We start from the raw sequence: 19,289 nt of genomic DNA on the forward strand, positions 1-19,289 counted from the left end.
GCTCAGGACTCTCCAAGCCAGAATGTATCCGGCATATAGACGCCGAAATAGGCCGTCGGGTCGTAGCCGTAGAGCGCCTTGTCAGGCAGATTGCGCAGCCGCGAGGACGCCAGAACCGGCTGATGCGTTCCGTTCACCGTGCCGATCGAAAATACCTGATCGGTGTAGATCGACAGCATTGAATTCCAGATTTCGGCGCGCTCCGTGGCTTCGGTCGATGCGTTCCAGCGCTTGAGCAAAGCCATCAACTCGACCACAGGGGGGAGATCGGGCGCCTCACCGAGCTTGCCACGAGACAAGTAGTGAGCACCCCAGAGCGGCCATTGCAGCTGGTCGTCGATGGTGGGGGCCAGCTGGTTCGGGTTCATGTCGGCGGTCGGCACGCCATTGTCGATACCCGACCACATCGACATCATGATCTGGCCGCCAACCGCACGGCTGCGGAAGATGTCGCGCTGCGACGTCCGGATGAACAGGGCGACGCCGATCTTGCGCCAGTGATCGGTGATGAGTTCGAGAGCGTCGGTTTCCAGCGTGCTTTCGCCGGCCGTCTCCACTATGATCTGCGCCGGGCGTCCATCGGGAAGTATCCGCAGGCCGTCATCGTCACGCGCCTGAAGCCCGACCTCGTCGAGCAGGGCATTGGCCTGGTCGGGATCATGGGCGACCCAGGCTTTCGCGAATTCCGGCCGATAGAGCGGGCTCTCGGGCAGGACCGTATCGGCACTTTCCTGCGCCAATCCGTAGAACACAGCCATATTGATCTCGCGCCTGTCCACGGCGAGCGAAAGTGCGCGGCGCACGCGCACGTCGCGAAAAAGGCCGCGCCACACCTGGTCGGCACAATTCAGATTGGGCAGGAGTGCCAGCCGCGAACCCTGTGTGCGTTTCCAGAGATGAATCTTCACCGGGTAGCGCTTCTCCGCATCCTTCAGGAAGGAGTAATCGGTGAAGTCAATTCCCATGCATTGCAGGTCGCTCTCGCCCGCACCGGTCTTGGCGGAAATGATCGCCGACGAGCTGACGTTCATGATAATCCGGTCAACATAGGGCAGTTGCCGGCCATTCTCGTCTATTCGATGAAAGAACGGGTTGCGCTCGAAGACGAACTGCTCAGCCGGCGGCTTGGTCCGGTTCTGCCAGGGATCGAGCGTCGGCAGCTCAGGATTCTCCGGGCGATACTGCCGCGACATGCGGATATGCAGGAGCGTCCATTTCTTGGCCCGGTTCTCCTTCATTAGGCCGGCGAGCCGGAATGGATCCTGGTATTTCTTGTGGAACTGCTTGAGATAGGCGGCTGGCAGAACAAGCGATAGCGGCGAAGCAGCAGCGAGCTTGGGCAGGAAGTCGGGATTGGGCGCATCCCAACTATAGCGGACCGTCAACGGATCGACGATCTCGAAGCGTGGCGGCTTGCCGTCCGCCAGCAGGGTCGGGGCAAGCCCACCTTGCGAAAGCTCATCGTTCAGCCAGACATCTTCCCAGCAATAGCGAAAATCCTCCGGCGTCAGCAGGCTACCGTCAGACCATTTATGCCCTTCCCGTATCTTGAAAGTGAAGACGCGATCATCCGCTACGTCGAAACTTTCGAGAATGTCCGCTTGCATGTTGAGCTTTTCGTCATAGCCGACCAGGCGAGCATATCCATAGATCGTCATCATCCGGATATCTTTCTGGCTGCCGATGATCGTACGCAGCGTGCCGCCATACTGGCCGGGCTGCCGACCCATCGCAGCGAGATTCACCGCGCGCGGGCTCTTGGGCAGGCGTTCGGCGAGTGCCGGCAGCGCCCTGGCCTTCAGCTGCGGCTGAAGAAATTCCGGCTCCAGATCGCCGGCGTGCAACGTGCCCGGTAGGAATGTCGATGCCATGAGGCCAAGGACGGTGCGCCGGCTGATCAATGGCGTAGCTCGCTGACATCTGCCGAACGTCGGGCCAGCACGAGGTGGCCACCGCCAAGATCGAGCGGCGACAGCATATCCTCGTCGCCTTCGTCGCGGAATTGCGGTCCCCATGCGCTGGTGTCGGAAGCGCCGCTGAGATTCAGGGTCTTGAAATCCATCGGCCTGTCGAGATCGGGGAAAGGTACTGCGGCGACCAGTGAGCGCGTATAGGGGTGGACCGGTTTCCTAAGCAGAATTTCGCGCGGCGCAAGCTCGACGATCCGCCCGCCGCACATCACCGCGATGCGGTCTGCCATGTAGTCCACCACCGCCAGGTTGTGGGATATGAACAGGTAGGTCAGGCCCAGTTCCTTCTGCAGGTCCTTCAGAAGGTTCAGGATCTGCGCCTGGACAGAGACATCGAGTGCTGAAACCGGCTCGTCGCAGATCAGGAGTTCAGGCCCCAGCGCCAACGCGCGCGCGATGCCGATACGCTGACGCTGCCCGCCGGAGAAACTGTGCGGATAACGCTTGATGAAGCGCGGATCGAGCCCGATTGCCTGCATCAGGCTCTTGACCGTGGCGAGTCGGGACGCGGCATTGCCACGTTGATGGATTTCCAGCGGCTCGCTCAAGATGTTCTCCACCGTCATGCGAGGGGAAAGCGACGAAACCGGATCCTGGAAGACCATCTGGATTTTCGCACGCAGCATGCGCAGGGCGTGTCCCTCGGCTTCCAAGACGTCGATCGGTCCATCGCGGCCGTTGAAGATCACAGAGCCGCCGCTAGGGGTGACAGCCCGCATGAGGATCTTGCTGACTGTGGTTTTGCCGGAGCCGCTTTCGCCGACCAGACCCAGGCACTCACCCCGCCTGATATCGAAGCTCACGCCGTCCACGGCGCGAACAGAGGTTTGATGATCCCCGCCGAACCATCCGGACTTGCGGGTGGTGAAGGTCTTTTCCAGGTTCCTGACCGACAGCAGGATGTCATCCGGCCCTTTCGATGCCGGCGCCGTCTGCTTGCCGAGCAGGTTCCCGACATTCACCGGCACCTCACGGAGCGCCTTTAGCCTTTCGCCAGGCTTCAGGTCGAAATGCGGAACGGCTGCCATCAGGCCCTTCAGGTAGGGGTGACCTGGCCGGCGGAATATCGCCTCGACAGGTCCCGCTTCCATGATCTCGCCATGGTAGATGACCACCACCTCGTCGGCGACATTGGCGACCACGCCGAGGTCGTGCGTGATCAGCAGCATCGCCATGTTCAGCTTGGTCTGAAGCTCGCGCAGCAATTGCAGGATTTGCGCCTGGATGGTGACGTCCAACGCCGTCGTCGGCTCGTCGGCGATCAACAGGGCGGGCCGGCAGATAAGCGCCATGGCGATCATGGCGCGTTGACGCAATCCTCCGGAAAGTTCGAAGGGATACATGTCATAGGCGCGCTTGGGATTGGGAAAACCGACAAGTCCAAGCATTTCCTCGGTCCGAGCTTTGCGCTCCGCCCGAGCCATGGACGCATGAATCTGCAGGGATTCGCTGACTTGGTTGCCGATCGTGTGCAGCGGCGACAGCGATGTCATCGGCTCCTGAAAGATCTTGCCGATGCGGCTGCCTCTCAACGCCCGGATTTCGGGTCCGTCACGCGACATCTGCAGGATATCCTGCGTCGTGCCGGGCTTTTCAGGATCGGAAAACAGGATACGGCCGCGGACATGGGCTGTCTTCGGCAAAATGCCCATCACTGCCTGGCTGAGAACCGATTTTCCGGAACCGGACTCGCCCACAAGCGCGGTAACCTTGCCGGGCAGGACGCGAAGATTTGCACGCCTGACGGCATGCAACGGTCCCCCGATAATGGCAAAAGAGATGCCAACATCTTCGATCCGCAGCAGATCAACACCCGAATTCATTCTCGCACCAGCCCCACTCTGGCAGCCTGCCGGGCGGCAGTCCCAGAAAGCGAGACTAGCGCATTGCCAGCCTAGAGCAACTTGGATTCGAAACGGCCGCCAGTTCGCTGGCGGATACCAAGGTGTTCGGATCAGATCGTGGCGGTTACTGGAGCTTCCTCGGGTCGCCCGCCGATAGCCGCGCGGCATCGCGATGAAGCAGCATGACCTGCTCGGCGTCCGATATTCGGTCGTGAATCGGCTCCAGCGCACCGTCTTCATCGAGTGCGAGAGCACCCGACAGATCGGGGGAAAGCACCGTCAGCTTCTGCTTGATGCCCGCCAGTTCCTCGTTGCCTAGCGTCAGCCAGCTGTTGGCGCCGCAATAGCTGGCGAAGTCTTTGCTGGCGAGAACGCTGTGCGGATATTTCTTGGTCAGGGTCTGGAGGCGCTGGACCTCGTTTACGGCCGAGCCGAAGACAGAGAATGTGAGCCGGTCGGTAAGTCCGACATTGCCGAACATCACATTGCCGACATGCAGGCCGATACCAAAGTTTATGTCGCTCAACCCCTGCTTCTTTCTGCGCAGATTGAGATCCATTATGCGCGCGGTGGCCTTGTGCGCTGCCGCAAGAGCAGCCTGGCAGGCGATCTCGGACTGCGAGCGGTGCCTTTCGCAAGGATAGACGGCAATGAAGCCATCCCCTATGAAACTCATGATCTGCCCGCCTTTGCGATTGAAAGGTGCAGCAACGGCATCGAAAAACTGGTTCAGCGTATCGATATAGATTTCGCGGCCGGAGGTTTCGGCAAGCCTTGACGACCCGCGCATATCGGCCATGACCAGTGCGGCCCGGATTGTATCGCCCTCGCCGCGCTTGATCTGGCCGTCCAGCACGCGCCTGCCGGCGTCGCCGCCGAGATACGTGGTCATCATGTTGTCGGCGAGCTTGGTTAGCACCGCCATCTTGGTTGCGATAGCGAGATGGTTCTGGATGCGCAGCAGCGCCGAAATCATGCTGTCGCTGAAGCCTGCAGCACTGTCGGTGGCCCAAGACCCCATCATGCCCTGACTGGCATTGCCGCTGAAGGGATGGACAAAAGCCATGTAATCGGTGACGCCCATCAGCCTGAGTTCATCGAAAACGGGAAACTCCGACGGCACCGACGGGTCGAACCGGCGCCGCAGATGGTCGAGCTTGTTGCTGAGCAGATGGTAGTATGGGCTGGTCAGGAACCTGTCCGACGGCACGCCGCCCTCATTGCGGAAGCCTTCCACTTCCATGCCCTGGCCGCGAAACCAGGTGAAGCCAAGCGCGTCATAAAGCGGATGAAGCATCGAAAAACTCAAATGCACCCGCTTCAGCGGCAGGCCGGCAGCAGCCAGCCGTTCACAAAAGCCTTTTACCAATGTTTCCAGGTCGTTGCCTGCCAGAGCAGATTGGGCCAGCCAATCGGCAACCTTATCCATGAGAGTGGTGGAAATTTCTGCTTGCGCTGTGCTCATGCTATCTCGAAACCCGTCGAAGACGAGCCATTCTCCTTTGATCCGCTACAACGCAGTCCGCCAACGACCCAAACATAGGGCCCTCGAAGTCAATGAAGCCTGCTTCGGCGGCAAAAGCCGGCGAAGGATTTCCCGAATGACTGTCCTTGCAGGCGTAGCTGCATCTATCTCCTGGCGCACTATGTGGCGAGGCTGCGGGCGGAGTGCAACACCGATCCTGACATCGGGCAAAAATTCGCTGGCTCAGGCGCCGTCAGGCCTTCACCACCGTCTCTCGGGCTAGCCCGAGACGGCCAAAAACATTGCGTGTGTCGATGATCAGAAGAGCGTGATCAGCGATCGCCCGATAGTCGATCGCGTCGTGGTCGGTTGCAACGACGACAGCATCGAAATCCCTCAAGGCCGCCTCGGTCAATTCGACCGAGCGACGCCCCTTGATCGCCATATGCTCCCGTGTGGTCGGGATCTCGGTAACATGCGGATCGTGGAATTCCGCCTTGCCGCCCCATTCCTCGATGAGTTCAATGAGCCGCAATGAGGGGCTTTCGCGGATGTCGGGCACATTCTTCTTATAGGCGAGCCCGATGATGAGAATGCGCGAGCGGCTGAGCGCCTTGCCGCAGCGCCGGTCCAGTGCCTTAGCCAGTTCATCGACCACATGACGCGGCATGGCTGTGTTGATCTCTGCCGCCAGCTCGATGAAGCGGGTCGGCAGTTCGAATTCGCGCGCCTTCCACGTCAGGTAGAAGGGATCGATCGGAACGCAATGCCCGCCAAGTCCGGGGCCAGGATAGAAAGGCATGTAGCCGAAGGGCTTGGTCTTTGCCGCCTCGATCACCTCCCAGATGTCGATGCCCATCGCACCGAGCACGACCTTCAACTCGTTGACGAGGGCTATGTTGACCGAGCGGAAGATGTTTTCCGTCAGCTTGACCGCCTCGGCGGTCGCCGTGGTGGAAACCGGAACGACGGTTTCGACCACGCCCTGGTAGAAAGCCTGCACGAGCGTCGCCGCTTCAATGCCGTCGCCTGCCACGACCTTGGGGATCGTCGCGACTTCAAAGCTGCGGTTGCCGGGATCCTCGCGTTCGGGCGAGAAGCCGAGGAAGAAGTCTATCTTCGACTGCAAGCCGGTTGCTTCCAGTATGGGCTTGATCACGTCGTCGGTGGTGCCGGGATAAGTGGTCGATTCCAGCACGATCAGCTGGCCGAGACGCAGATGCTTCGCGATGGTAGCTGCCGTGTTCCTGATGAAGGAGAGGTCCGGCTCACGGTGTTTCGTCAGCGGTGTCGGAACGCAGATGATGATGACATCGCAGACGCCCAGTTCGGCAAAATCCGCAGTGGCGCGGAACCGTCCGCTCGCCACCTGGCCAGCAAGGGCTGTCGACGTCACCGCCTCAATGTAGGATTGGCCGTTGTTCAGACCCTCGACCTTCTGGGCTTCGATGTCGAAGCCGGAAACCGGGAAGCCGGCGCGTGCGATCGCAATCGCCAGCGGCAACCCGACATAGCCCAGTCCGATCACGCCGACTTGCGCGGCGCGCGTCGAAATCCGGTTCAGAAGACGGTCATATGTCGATAGTGAGGCGTCCAAAAATCTGCTTTCCCGTCAATTCGGACAGGCTGTCCGCTCCCGTGGCGAGGCTCACCTGGTGCCAAGAACCATGGCCGAGGCATATTGCGGAAGATCGATTTCCGCAAGCCGTCATCAGACCGGCACCTTCGCCTTCAGGCTGGCGGCAGCCATCGCATAGCCGCCAGCGGCGCCATCGATGAAATGAACGTGATCGCGCTGCAGCGGCGAGGCGACGAGGCATGTCATCAGGGCCGATTTCTGGCGGTGCAGGCCATAGTTGCAGATGCCCGCCTCTTCCGCCTGTTTCAGCCGGCTCTCGATCCGTTGCAACACATCCACGTCAACGTCGATGGTCATCTTCAAGCCGTCGTCGAACTTCCGAAAATCCGAATTGCCGGCCACATCGCGTTTGTAGATCTTCGGATCGAAACGGCCGATCGTCCAGCCATATCTATCGGTGACAGCCGTAAGCGTCATCAGGAACACTATCCACAGCTTCGATAGCCACCGCCATCCTGCCGGCGCCACGGCCCGCGCCTCGATATCGAGGCCGGCGGGCAAAAGACTGTAGGCCGGCCCGTCCACCGGAACCGGGTGGCCATCGCGTTCCTGCCTGCCGGCAAGGGCGATGATGTCGGAAGCCAGAAACTGAAAACCACGCAAGTCGCGCGACGCCCCCGGTATGGCTATGATCGAGACGATGTCGCCATGCCGGGCTTCGATCGGGTTCCAGCGGCAGGAGAGGCCGGTCAGATCCGGCCGCGCGCCGGCCGGTGCAGGATCGATCCGGTACCGCCCCGCTTTCATCTCGGCTTCCGCCCAACTGCCGCCACCGCCGGCGAACATGGCATAGAAGACCGCTTCGGAGGCCTGGAACCTCGCCACGCGAACGTCGAGGCCTTGCGCCCTTATATCCTTTATCGGCACGATCGCGGCACGCAAGGTCAGGTCCAGTTCGTCCGCCACCCATCTCTGGACAGCCGCCAGCGCGTTGCGGGCGATCTCCAGCGCCGAGCCGGGAAACGCCACGAGCGCGCCGTCGCCGCCGAAGACAAAGGGAAGATCTTGCCGACCCAGCGCATTGAGCAGCGCCGAAATGACGCTGGCGCCGGCCATATTGACGGTTTTATAGCGCCCAGCCTCGATCGCCTTGGTCGAGCCGACGATGTCGGCGGTGGCCAGCGCCCAGCCACCCGGGAGAGGCCGATAGTTGTCGATATCGGCAACGCTTTCGAACTTTGCGAAGACCGGCAAAGAAGCGACAAACGGGTCGGGCGCGGCAGCTGTTTCCATGAGCATCAGATAGCACATTCCACTGCTTGAAGGTCGATCATGCTTCGAAATTGACTTGCGCAGGCTTTCCGATGATAGGGTCCGGCAATGCGAATTGCCTTCTACGCGCCGCTGAAGTCACCCAATCATCCCGTTGCCTCCGGCGACCGCCAGATGGCACGGATGCTGATCAAGGCGATGGAGCATGGAGGGCATAGCGTCGAACTAGCATCCGAACTACGCATCTATCTACGCGAACCCGACTCGAAAAGTTTCGATGCGCTCAAGATTGAGGCCCGAGAGGAAGCCGCACGGCTGACCAAGCTTTGGGATCGTGACGGCAAGCCCGATCTCTGGTTCTCCTATCATCCCTATTACAAGGCGCCCGACCTGATCGGGCCCGAGCTGGCGTCGGCCTTCGCTGTCCCCTACGTGACAGCGGAAGCTTCCTATTCGAGGCGGCGCAACGTCGGTTTGTGGGCCGATACGCAAGCGCTGGTGGCGCGAGCCATCGAACAGGCGGCGCTGAACATCTGCTTCACGCAAAGGGATTGTCAGGGACTGACAGATGCGATTCCCGACGCTGCTCTCGGCATGCTTTCGCCCTTCATCGACACATCGGTATTCCGGGAAATGCCGGCACGGGGTTGTCCGACGCGCCTCATTGCCGTCGCCATGATGCGCTCGGGCGACAAAGTCGAAAGCTATCGCATGCTGGCGCAAGCGCTCGGTTCGATCGGCCACCTGCCCTGGACCATGTCGGTCGTCGGGGACGGGCCTGCCCGTGACGAGGTCAAAGCGCAATTCGCCGGCTTACGCGCCGACCGTATCGAATGGCTTGGCGCGATTGAGCCGGCCGCCGTGCCGGATGTCCTCTTCGGTGGGGGAATTTACGTCTGGCCGGGTTGCGGCGAGGCCTATGGCGTTGCCTATCTAGAAGCACAGGCCGCCGGCCTTCCCGTGGTGGCTCAGGACATCGCCGGCGTGCCGGAGGTCGTGCGGAATGGCCAGACCGGTTTTCTCACCCCGCCGGGCAATGTGGCGGCGTTCGCATCTGCCATTGAAAGGCTTCTGGCCCGTAACGATGAAAGAACCATCATGGCCGCAGAAGCCCGACGTTTCGTCCTGGAAGAACGCTCCCTCGGTGTTGCAACGGCGCGTCTGGCCGAACTTCTTTCGAAGATCCCCGTCTCATGACATCCGATCAGATCTGGCAGCCCTTGGTTGAAGAACTGGCGCGACGGCAACGGGCGGACCGTAAGGCAGAGTTCTGGCTGCGCGACGATGACGCCGTGGATCCGACGCCTGCGCTTGATCGGCTGCTCGACCTCACCGGAGAATTCGCGGTTCCGGTCACTCTGGCCGTCATTCCGGCCCTGACTGATGAGAAGCTTGTCGCCCGGCTTGACGAGGCACCGCATGCCACGGTCGCCATCCATGGCTGGGCGCACCGAAATCATGCGCCCGAGGACCAGAAAAAGCAGGAACTCGGCGCGCATCGGCCACGCGAGGCGGTGCTCGATGATCTGGCTCGCGGGCTGTCGCATGTAACCGGCCTGCACGGCGCACGTGCCGTTCCGATGCTGGTGCCACCCTGGAACAGGATCGACGCCGGCTTGGTAACCGACCTTGGATCGATAGGATTTGCGGCATTGTCGGTCTATGGGCCGCCTAGGCCGGCTTCACTGGCGGTCATCAACAGCAATGTCGACATCATGGATTGGCATGGCACGCGCGGCTGCCGCGATCATGGCCTGTTGGTTCAGGCTATCATCGCGCAATTGCAGCAAGCATTCGACGGCGGCGAACCGGTCGGCCTGCTCACCCACCATCTCGTACATGATGAATCGGCCTGGCTTTTCCTCGAACGGCTGTTCACCATCACCGCGCAGACCGAGGCCTGCACATGGCTTCCGATCAGGACATTGATCGGGCGCGGCGCCGGTAGAGGAAAATAGCTCAGCGCTTTTTGCGCAATGAGACTGGAAATTTGAGCGTCTGGCCATCCCGCGCGGCAAAAGCGCCGGCAAACCTGTCTTTGGCCAATTTCTCGATCTCGTCCAGTTCCTCGTCGGTGCGTGTCGGATCGTGGTGAAACAGCGCAAGCCCCCGCGCACCGGCCGCCTCACAGAGCTTGACGCCCTGTTGCCATGTCGAGTGCCCGTGACCGCGGCGGCGTTCCATTTCCTCCTCGGTGTAGGTGCAATCGTAAATGACGAGGTCGGCATCTCCGATCAGGCCGAGTACCGCCTGATCGAGTTTGTCCGGCTCGTGCTCAGTGTCTGTGATCACCGCCACGACGCGGCCGCCCCATTCGACCCGGTAGCCTATGCAGCCGCCCGGATGAACAAGACTGCCCGTTCGCACCACAACCCCTTCGCGCGGCCGAAGCACGTCTCCGGATACGAAATCGCGGCAGTCGAGGCTTGCCTTGCAGATCTCCAGTGTCACCGGAAACCACGGAGGACGCATGAACTCATCGACTATCTGCCGGGTCGTCATGCGTCCTGCAAGATGCCCGGACCAAAGCGTAACCTTGACGCTCCGGTCATAGATCGGCGCAAAAGACGGCAGTCCGATGATGTGATCGTAATGGCAATGGGTGAAAAGCAGGTCGAAATCGGTCACGCCCGACGCCAGAAGCGCCCCGCCGGCAGGTCGTAGGCCAGAGCCCGCGTCGAACAGAAGCGTATGCTTGCCGCATCGCATCTCAATGCAGATTGTGTTGCCGCCATAGCGAGAGAATTCTGGCCCCGATACCGAAATGCTGCCGCGTACGCCCCAAAACCTGACCAGGAAAACGTCGTCGTCCATGCTACCCTTCGCTGTCCCCGCCGCCCATCGTAGCCAAACAACTGCTGCTAGGCGAGACAGGTTTTCTTCGGGTGACCTTCCGAGGTGCCATCACGACAGCGAGGATTGAGCTCACCTCATTCGTTATTTGGCGCTTCGTGCGTCGATCAGATCCGCGGTCGTATGGCTTAGGCGGTCGGCAAGAACCCGCAATATCTCGATGGTCATTTCCGGGTACTCCTTCATAAGCCTCAGGAAATGATCCTTGCGGATTCTCAAGGCTTCCAGCGGACTTGCCGCTCTGACGGTGGCAGTGCGAGAGCTGTTACACAATATGGCGATCTCGCCAACAATCGAATTTGGCACCAGTTCGGCAACTTTTATCGGTCCGCTGTCGGAATCGACCAGAATATCCGCCCTGCCTGAAAGGATGACATAGGCGGCGTCTCCCTCGTCGCCCTGCCGGAAAAGGATCTGGCCGGCGCTGTAGCTCACGCGATCGGATGTGAACGCAAGGAGCTTGAGCTTTGTCGACTCGATGCCGGAAAACAAGGGAATGCGTTGCAGCATTCCAACTTCATCCTTGAGCAGCATTGTCGCAAACCCTCCCAAACTCGCGTTTGCCAGACTAGAGCAACGGACGCCCAGATGGAATCAATTCTGTTTCCGTGATGGCGTAGGCGAACCACGCGGTGGCGAGCCCGATGTCGTGCGATCGGGCGATGCCGCCTGACAAAGTGGGCGTCCGCCAGCCGGAAACCTGAAGAGCCGGATGAATTTGCGGCAAATCCTTCGGGTTTCGGCGCGGATGTAGTCCCGCTACGCCCTTCTCCGAATTCCTTGACCCTGCAGCAAATTCCCACCGGCACAATGATCCCATCTGAAATGTCCGTTGCTCTATGACAGCAGTTCCTTGAAGATACCGTTCCCTGCCAAAAGTGTCTCGTGTGTTCCGTCTTCCACCAGTTGACCAGAGTCGAAGACGACAACGCGATCGAACATCATCGCCATTGCCGGATTCGTCACGACCCACACAATTGCCGGCGAATTGCCGTCGCGCCTGGCTTCATCGAGCACGTTTCGCAGCACCTTATCCTGCATGCGCTGGTCGAGCGCCGACAGCGGCCGGTTGAGAATGAGAAAATCGGGACGCTTGAGCAGGGCCCGGGCAACATCGAGCTTCTGTCGCTGTCCACCGGTCAGCCGCCTGCCACCGGAGCCGACGTTGAAGTCCAGGCCGACATCCAGAAGTTCGGCATAAAGCCCCAGTTCGTCAAGAATGTCATAGACGATGGAGCGTATGCGGTCCGGCGCATCGGGATGGTTGTTGCCCACACGCCCGAACAGGACATTGTCCATGACGGTGGCCGCGGCGATGTATTTGGCAGGATCATACCGTTCGATTGCATTTTGCAGCTCGGGCGGCAGGTTTTCATAGAACCGGTTTCGTGCAGCGACGATCTTGCTCATCAGCTCGTCGCTCAGCAGGCCGAAGCGGTGCCGGGGCTCGATATAGGCAAAGCTCAAGGTGACGATCATGGCGCGGTCGTTCTCCGAAACCGCCTCGTGGGGACGGTTCTTGAGCCGTTGCAGCAAGGTTTCGTAGGCGGGTATCTCCTCGGCGCTCATGAAGGCGAGTTGCTGGAAGAACTGGTGATCGGGCGGCAGGTCGGCAAACAGCTCGATCGCCTGTTTGGCGATCTCCATGCCCATTTCGTAGAGCGTGCGGTCGAGGCCGGCTTGTTTCAGCACAGAAGCAAAATAGGGATTGGCCGCCAGGGCCCTGTCGGCCAGTTCGGGGCCGGCGGCGGCGCCGAAGAGCAGGTTTTGGCCGATCGTTGCTTCCTTGTTGTAGGCGCCCGGTTCGAAAGGAACCACCAGTCCGCTCAACCCTTCGTGTTCCAGCCGGGTTCGCAGCGCCGCACGCAGTTCGACGATCCGCCTGGCAAGCTCCGTGTGACGCGTGAGGTCGGCCGAAGAGCGCAAGCCAAGGTCCAGAATATCGCGCGACAGAACAACCGCGTCGAGCACCCGGCGCACGGCTTCAAAGAGGTCGTGCGGACCGGCAGCGCCGGCGGAAGCGTAGTCGACCCAGTCGCTGCGGATATCAAGCTCCGGATTGCCCGACCGGCGCGCTTCGTGCACGTTCCAGCGGCGCTGGTCTGCCGCAGCACCGTCATAAGTCACCGATGTCAGCGGCGCATGCTTCAACCCGTAGAGCAGGTTATCGCGAAGGCTTGCCTGGAACAGGAAAACATCCGACGAGGCATAGGACATGCGCCGGCCGGTCACTGCTTCAGGGAGTTCAAGCAGGTCGTCGGCGCCCGAAGTGACCCTTCCGCTATCCGGCCAGTTCAGCCGCGCGAAGGCTTCTGCAAGCGCCTCCGCTCCACCAGTTGCGGTACTGACCAGGGCCACCGTCTCACCCGGCTTGACCTGGAGGGAGATACGGTCGAGGAGCATGGCGCCGCCATCGTCTGCTATGGACAGACTGATCGCCGACAGGGGGTTGGTCATCGGATCGGGATTGTCGATCGTCAATGCCCCGATTCTCGGCGCAATGAGATCGTCGACGGTGAACTGTTCAACGACCTGCTGATATTTGACCTGGACATCCTGCCTCGCCTGATCCCAGTCGATCAGTTCCTTCATCGGTCCGGGCAGGTCCTTGTAGGCGCTGATCACGGCCACGAGCTGGCCGACGTCCAGCCGCCCCTGGATGACCAGATACCCGCCGATCATGTAGAACAGAAACGGCGTGAGCTGCGCGAGAAAATTGTTCAGGAACTTCACCATGAATTTCCATTGGTAAAGATCGAAGCGTATCTTGAAGATGAGCCCGAGCCGGGCAGCTATGTCGGCGCGCTCATAGTTTGATGTATCGTGGACGTGAACCGTGCCGATGCCGTCGACGATTTCGCCAACCCGGCCCGAAAGCGCGCGCGCCGTCAACTGCCGCTCGCGGCCGAGCACGATCAGTCGCCGCCGCATTCGCGGGATGAGCACGATCTGGATCACCACGATCACGACCGCTATCATTCCGAGCCAAACGTTCTGGACCATGATGAACAGCATGGCCGTCAGCGCCTGGCCGCCGAGCAGTACCGGCTGCAGGAAGGCATCGCCGATGAAGCCGCCCATCGGCTCCACCTCGTCCTTCACCATGGTCGCCACTTCGGCGGATTTCACCCGCTTGAAGTAAACCGGGGGAAACCGCAGCACCCGATCGACCAGATCGAAGCGGATACGCCGCAGCATGCGTTCGCCGAGGCGGCCCTTGTAGGTGTTGATGTAGAGTTTGAACAGGCCGTTGATGATGACCAGCAAGAGGAACACAACGCTCAGAGCAAACAGCGTCTCCTTGCGGTCGAGCTGAAAACCGGAGAAGAACTGGACCTCCCCAATGAACGGGAGGTTATAGTGTAGCCTCATGAATGGCCGGGTCGCGCCCGGTTGCTCGAAGCCGCTACCTTGGATCGGGCCGTTGACGATCAGCTTCGGCAGGTCGAAGGACATGAAATACGGGATCATCGAAAGCACGACGATCATCAATATCCAGAGCTGCTGCTTCTTGGTGTGCGTCCAGATATAGCGGGCTAGGCTGGGTTCCATATGCGACTGTGGACCCTTCAGTTGGAACGATGCAGGATGTGAAAGCACCCGCTGGCGAATGGCATATCGGCGATTTCTTCGTCGGCAGCAACAAGCTCGAAGCCAAGCGGTTCGCGGCTCCCATAGGGTTTTGACAGCACGAGGCCGCAGCTGCGCGGCTGGTGCTGGCGGATGAACGCCGTCGGTCCGGACAGATGCACCAGACTGTCTCCGGCACCGGCCAATGGCGAAGCGGCTTGCAGCATAATCACGTCCGCCAATCGAACAGCGTTGCAGGAGCCAAGATTGCGTTGTGTCGCCCGAAATCCCAACATACAAGACGAATATGATGGATGTCACGCAACCACGCAATGCCGGCACGGACTGGCACGAGCAAACCTTGGACCTCACGCGGGGGATTGCTGCCTATGTCAACTGCCCTCTCGTGGCAGGGCTGGCGCGCGTCATCAGTAAGCATCCGAAGGCCGATATCGCCAACGCCTTCAACCACAAGCAGGTCGCCTGCAAGATGTGGGCGCTCGACAGGCTGTTCGAAAGCTGCGGCGGCCGGTTCGGGCGCATATGGGTTCTGGGTGGATGGTACGGCGTATTGCCGGCAATGCTTTTCAACGACGCCCGCTTCGACATCGCGGCAGTCGATAGCATCGACATCGATCCCGAAGTCGCGCCGGTCGCCCGGACCCTCAACCGGGAAGCCGGCGACCGGTTCCAGGCTCTGACGGCAGATATGTACGCACTCGACTATGCGGCCGGGCAGCCCGACGTGGTTGTCAACACGAGTTGCGAACACATAGCCGATCTGCGCGCCTGGCTTGCTCTGCTTCCGCGGGGCATGAATGTACTGCTGCAATCGAACGATTATTTCAGCGAGCCGACGCACATCAACTGCGTGGCTTCACTTGCAGCCTTCGAAGCAATGGCGGCGCTAAGGGAGGTGCGGTTCTCCGGCGAACTGCCGACAAAAAATTATACGCGCTTCATGCTGATTGGAACTGTTTAATGCACTTCGCCCAAAAGTGCGTGGCGGTTTTGGGACAACGACATGGATAAAAACAAGGGCGTGCGGCGCGTCGCACGAATCTCGCGACGCGTGTTAGGATCTATCGTCTGTATGATCATGAACTTTTCCGAAATCCGGCCCCACTTTTAGGGACCATGTTCGATACCGCTCGCGCAGGATTTGCGCCGAGCGACGCGCGCCTTCCAGATCGAGACGGTGCGCGGATGGCGTCGGTCCCACAAGCGCCTGTTCGATCGCTTGCGCCAAACTTTCAGGCGTTAGGTCCTTTTCCATCAGCACCGTTGCAAGACCGAGTTCTTCGAGCATCAGGGCGCGGACCGTCTGTTCGGTTTCCCCGCCGGCTGCAAATGGAACGAGCAGGGAGCGACAACCGGCGCGCAGGACATCGCAGACCGTGTTGTAACCCGCCTGCGAGACTGACAGGCGGGCGCCGGTCAGCAGGCTGGCGAAACCCTCGCGGAACCGGAAGATGGATAGACCCGGCGTGGCATCGCGTGCGATCGCGTCAAATTCGTCTTTCGGCAGGTTTGGGCCGGTGATCAAGCACCATTTCCAACCGTTGTTGGCATTCCGCGCCGCTGCGATGGTGGACTTGACAAGGCTCTTTCCGGCAGCCCCGCCGCCAACCGACACCAGAACGTCGAACCGCTCGGAGGTCGCAGCCGATGGCGGCGCGGCAACGAGCCCCGTGTAGGTGACCTCGGCCGTGATCGCCCCGGCCAGTGGAAATGTCTTGTCGATGGTTGCGAAAGCCGGATCGCCGTGGACCATAACAAGGTCGAAATGCCGGTTGACGAGTTCGACCGTTTCCTCGTTTCGGCCCGGCTTGACCCGCTCCTGAAGGATATCCCGGACGGACGTCGCCAGCAGCGGTCTGGGCGACGTCGAGTCGATGGCCTCGATCAGCGGCAAGAGTTCGAAACGCATCTGCCGGCGTCCAAATGGAAACGCCTCGACAATGACGATATCAGGCCTGCAATCCCGGAATGCCTGCAGCAGCATCTCTGAACGCCATTTCTTGAAATCATCGTCGATGGGTTTGCCCTGCAGGTCGACAAGTCCGGAAAATCCTTCATCACCGGAAGTGACAGGTGGCAGGGCTACAGATTTTACACCCGGTCCCGGAAACCCCGCGATCGGCGCTCCGCCGGTCACGACGGTTACGTCAAATCCGTCATCAACCAGAGCCGCCGCAATGCGGCTGGCGCGCGCGAGATGGCCGATACCGAGCAAGTGCTGGACATAGAAGAAGGCGCGCAGCCGCTTCATTCGGCGGCCCGCCACTCCCGCTCGAACAGTTCCTTGAGCTGTCCAATGCTTGCCATATGATCGAAATTGCCGCGCACGCGCCGCTCTGCGGCGTCGCCGAGGCTGGCACGCAACACGGGATCACGGATCAGGCGCTCCAGCGCCTGTGCGAGCGCAACTGGGTTTTCCGTGGGAACCAGCAGACCGGTTTCATCCGGCGATAAAAGCTCCGGCACGCCGGAAATATCGGTCGACACGCAGGCAAGCCGCTGGCTAGCCGCCTCCACCAGAACATTCGGAAGACCGTCCCGGTCGCCATTTGCGGTGATCCTGCAGGCTAGGGCGAAGATGTCGGCGCAGCGATAGTGCTCAAGCACCTCCTCCTGTGCAAGCGCGCCTTTCCAAGAGACGCGACCATCCAGTCCGAGCTTTTGCGCCAGCGCCTTGAGCCGTTCCAGTTCCTCGCCGCCGCCGATATGCTCGAAACGCCACGCCAAATCACCTGGCAAGAGGGCAAGGGCCTCCAGCAAGGTATCGTAACCTTTCTTTTCAACGGCGCGCCCGACACTCAGAACGATAACCGGTTCGTTCGGTGCCGAGCCGTCATGCTGTTTTCGCGCCTCGCCGAAACTGCCGAAGCGATCAAGGTCGAGCCCATGATAGCTCAGATGCACAGACGAGTTGCCGTTAGCGAGTGTTTTCAGACGGTCGAAACCGGTTTTCGTGCAAGTGACCGTCCAGCGCGCCGAGGCGAGCTTGCCAGCCAGATCCCAGTCCGCCGAAGTCCAGATGTCCTTGGCATGGGCCGAGCAGCTCCAGGGCAGGCCACGAAGCTGGCTGGCATAGCGCGTCACCGATGCCGGCGTGTGCGCGAAATGTGCATGCAGCCAGCCCGCGTCTTCCGGCCATTCGGCCGCCAGCACGAGCGCTTGCCCGAAGCGACGCACGCGATTGCGGGTAAAGTCGCGGGGAATATCGGCCGCCAGCGATCTGAGCGCGCGCCAGAAGCCCGGCCGCAGCAGATAAGCGAACAGCGAGCGAACCACGCGCAGCGGCTCTTTATGCAGATATTCCGGCAGATAATGGACGGGCGCTTTGATCTCGTCATGCACGGGGTGGCGTTTCGCGTCGGTCGGCCGCCTGAGCGCGAAGAGTATCAGATCGAACCCCGCACGCTCCAGACCGAGCAGTTCCTGCGCGATGAAGGTTTCCGACAGCCGCGGATAGCCCTTCAGAACCACGACTATCTTGCGCTGTTGCAACTCAGTTCATGCCTTCAATGACCGAAAGGTGATGGCCGGCCCGCCGGTCGAGCAGTTCTGCGACAATTTCGGAAATATGAGGCAGCCCTTCCATCGTCAGATGCGGATTGCTCTGCGATGGGCGGGGCCGGTCCGGCAGCACCTTCAATGCATCGGCAAACCGCTGGGAATCTTCTGCTTCCTCCGGTAAAAGCATCTCGATGAGGCCGAGTTCGGCTGCGCGCCGTGCTCGGATCAGTTGTTCCTCGCGGGGCTTGACGCGCGGCACGATCAGCGCCGGCTTGTCGAAAGACAGTATCTCGCAATAGGTGTTGTAACCGCCCATCGCCACGACCGCCTTGGCGCCGGCAATGAGCTCTTCCATGCGGTTGTCGAACTCGATGATCTTGACATAGGGGATCTTGGCCCCCTTCTTGAGCAGCTTGTTGCGTTTGCGCGCCGGCATGTAAGGCCCAAGCACGATTAGCGCCCTATGCTGCAATTGCGGATCCTGCTGATAGGCATCGATGACGTCGTGGATCAGTTCGGCGCCATCACCGCCGCCACCGGTGGTAACGAGGATATAGTCGCCCTCGGGCCGGTGGCCAGGCAACTCGTTCTTCTGCAGGCTCCGTTGCAGGAAACCGACAAACTTCATCTTCGCCCTGACAGCCGGCGGCACATCCAGGCCGGTCAACGGATCGTAGAAATCCGGCGGACCATAGGCCCAGACCTTGTCGTAGAACAGGCCTATCTTGCGCATCACATCCCTGCGTGCCCACTCTGCTTCGAGCAGATGCGGCGCGTCCATCACCTCGCGCAGGCCTAGCACGAGCGTGGTGCCCCGCGTCTTGAGGTAGGACAGCGTGTCCTCGATCTCACCGCGCAGGCCGAGCGGTTCCTTGTCGACGATGAAGATATCCGGCCGGAAGGTCTCGGCTGTGTGGCGGATGATCGACTGGCGCATCCTTAGCGTCTCATGCAGATCGATATCCTTTTCCAGCGACGTGTATTCGCCGTTGCGCAACTTGATGACGCTGGGGATCTTCACGAAGTCGACACGGGCGCGATAGTCGAAGGCGCCAGCGATAGTCGCACCCGAAATGATAAGCACTTGAAGTCCACGGAAATCCTCGACCAGCGAATGCGCGATCGTCCGGCAGCGTTGCAAGTGGCCGAGCCCGAACGTGTCGTGGCTGTACATGAGAATTCGAGCGTTTTGTGCGTGCTGGGTCATTGTTGAA

Annotated in this window: 15 protein-coding genes; 3 read left to right on the forward strand and 12 right to left on the reverse strand. The window is 60.6% G+C overall.

Translation table 11 applies throughout. The features are described from left to right. Positions 1-2: 2 nt before the first annotated feature. The 5 genes from AC1RZR_RS30835 to AC1RZR_RS30855 all read right to left on the reverse strand — a co-directional run bounded on the left by AC1RZR_RS30835 (position 3) and on the right by AC1RZR_RS30855 (position 8,169). Positions 3-1,901 carry an ABC transporter substrate-binding protein gene (locus tag AC1RZR_RS30835; RefSeq protein ID WP_477279393.1) on the reverse strand — a complete coding sequence of 633 codons (1,899 nt, stop codon included), beginning with the start codon at positions 1,899-1,901 and terminating at the stop codon, positions 3-5. Next, the gene (locus tag AC1RZR_RS30840; protein ID WP_481826977.1) at positions 1,898-3,793 is read right to left on the reverse strand and encodes an ABC transporter ATP-binding protein; all 1,896 of its coding nucleotides are present in this window, start codon (positions 3,791-3,793) and stop codon (positions 1,898-1,900) included. The genes AC1RZR_RS30835 and AC1RZR_RS30840 overlap by 4 nt, the downstream gene beginning before the upstream one ends. 145 nt (positions 3,794-3,938) lie before the next feature. Beyond that, positions 3,939-5,279 carry an adenylate/guanylate cyclase domain-containing protein gene (locus AC1RZR_RS30845; RefSeq protein WP_481826978.1) on the reverse strand — a complete coding sequence of 447 codons (1,341 nt, stop codon included), beginning with the start codon at positions 5,277-5,279 and terminating at the stop codon, positions 3,939-3,941. Between the two features lie 253 nt (positions 5,280-5,532). After that, on the reverse strand, positions 5,533-6,876 hold the full coding sequence (locus AC1RZR_RS30850) for a nucleotide sugar dehydrogenase (protein ID WP_481826979.1): 1,344 nt from the start codon (positions 6,874-6,876) through the stop codon (positions 5,533-5,535). Positions 6,877-6,990: 114 nt separating this feature from the next. Further along, complete coding sequence (locus tag AC1RZR_RS30855; protein ID WP_481826980.1) at positions 6,991-8,169, reverse strand: DUF3095 domain-containing protein; 1,179 nt, start codon at positions 8,167-8,169, stop codon at positions 6,991-6,993. Positions 8,170-8,238: 69 nt separating this feature from the next. Between AC1RZR_RS30855 and AC1RZR_RS30860 the strand changes: the two genes are divergently transcribed. Next, complete coding sequence (locus tag AC1RZR_RS30860; protein WP_481826981.1) at positions 8,239-9,327, forward strand: glycosyltransferase family 4 protein; 1,089 nt, start codon at positions 8,239-8,241, stop codon at positions 9,325-9,327. After that, entirely contained in the window at positions 9,324-10,088 is a 765-nt protein-coding gene (locus AC1RZR_RS30865; protein ID WP_481826982.1) for a polysaccharide deacetylase family protein, read from the forward strand. Before AC1RZR_RS30860 ends, AC1RZR_RS30865 begins: the two co-directional genes overlap by 4 nt. Position 10,089: 1 nt before the next feature. Here the strand turns inward: AC1RZR_RS30865 and AC1RZR_RS30870 are convergent, their stop codons facing one another. From AC1RZR_RS30870 to AC1RZR_RS30885, 4 genes are all read right to left on the reverse strand, one after another. Continuing rightward, positions 10,090-10,944 carry an MBL fold metallo-hydrolase gene (locus tag AC1RZR_RS30870; RefSeq protein ID WP_477279379.1) on the reverse strand — a complete coding sequence of 285 codons (855 nt, stop codon included), beginning with the start codon at positions 10,942-10,944 and terminating at the stop codon, positions 10,090-10,092. A gap of 123 nt (positions 10,945-11,067) precedes the next feature. Further along, positions 11,068-11,517, reverse strand: coding sequence for a cyclic nucleotide-binding domain-containing protein (locus AC1RZR_RS30875; RefSeq protein WP_477279377.1), 450 nt, complete (start codon positions 11,515-11,517; stop codon positions 11,068-11,070). A 303-nt stretch (positions 11,518-11,820) separates the two neighbouring features. Further along, complete coding sequence (locus AC1RZR_RS30880) at positions 11,821-14,535, reverse strand: ABC transporter transmembrane domain-containing protein (protein WP_481826983.1); 2,715 nt, start codon at positions 14,533-14,535, stop codon at positions 11,821-11,823. Positions 14,536-14,552: 17 nt separating this feature from the next. After that, positions 14,553-14,780, reverse strand: a complete 228-nt coding sequence (locus AC1RZR_RS30885) for a hypothetical protein (protein ID WP_481826984.1) — start codon at positions 14,778-14,780, stop codon at positions 14,553-14,555. A gap of 80 nt (positions 14,781-14,860) precedes the next feature. Between AC1RZR_RS30885 and AC1RZR_RS30890 the strand changes: the two genes are divergently transcribed. Continuing rightward, positions 14,861-15,535: a class I SAM-dependent methyltransferase gene (locus AC1RZR_RS30890; RefSeq protein ID WP_477279371.1), complete on the forward strand. Its 675-nt coding sequence runs from the start codon at positions 14,861-14,863 to the stop codon at positions 15,533-15,535. A 93-nt stretch (positions 15,536-15,628) separates the two neighbouring features. Here AC1RZR_RS30890 and AC1RZR_RS30895 read toward each other — a convergent pair whose 3' ends face one another. The 3 genes from AC1RZR_RS30895 to AC1RZR_RS30905 are packed head-to-tail and all read right to left on the reverse strand — an operon-like array spanning position 15,629 to position 19,282. Continuing rightward, positions 15,629-16,825, reverse strand: coding sequence for a glycosyltransferase family protein (locus tag AC1RZR_RS30895; protein ID WP_481826985.1), 1,197 nt, complete (start codon positions 16,823-16,825; stop codon positions 15,629-15,631). Further along, positions 16,822-18,066, reverse strand: coding sequence for a glycosyltransferase (locus tag AC1RZR_RS30900; RefSeq protein ID WP_481826986.1), 1,245 nt, complete (start codon positions 18,064-18,066; stop codon positions 16,822-16,824). The genes AC1RZR_RS30895 and AC1RZR_RS30900 overlap by 4 nt, the downstream gene beginning before the upstream one ends. Before the next feature lies 1 nt (position 18,067). After that, positions 18,068-19,282: a glycosyltransferase family protein gene (locus tag AC1RZR_RS30905; RefSeq protein ID WP_477279365.1), complete on the reverse strand. Its 1,215-nt coding sequence runs from the start codon at positions 19,280-19,282 to the stop codon at positions 18,068-18,070. Positions 19,283-19,289 lie beyond the last annotated feature (7 nt).

This window comes from Mesorhizobium bavaricum (assembly GCF_056781655.1).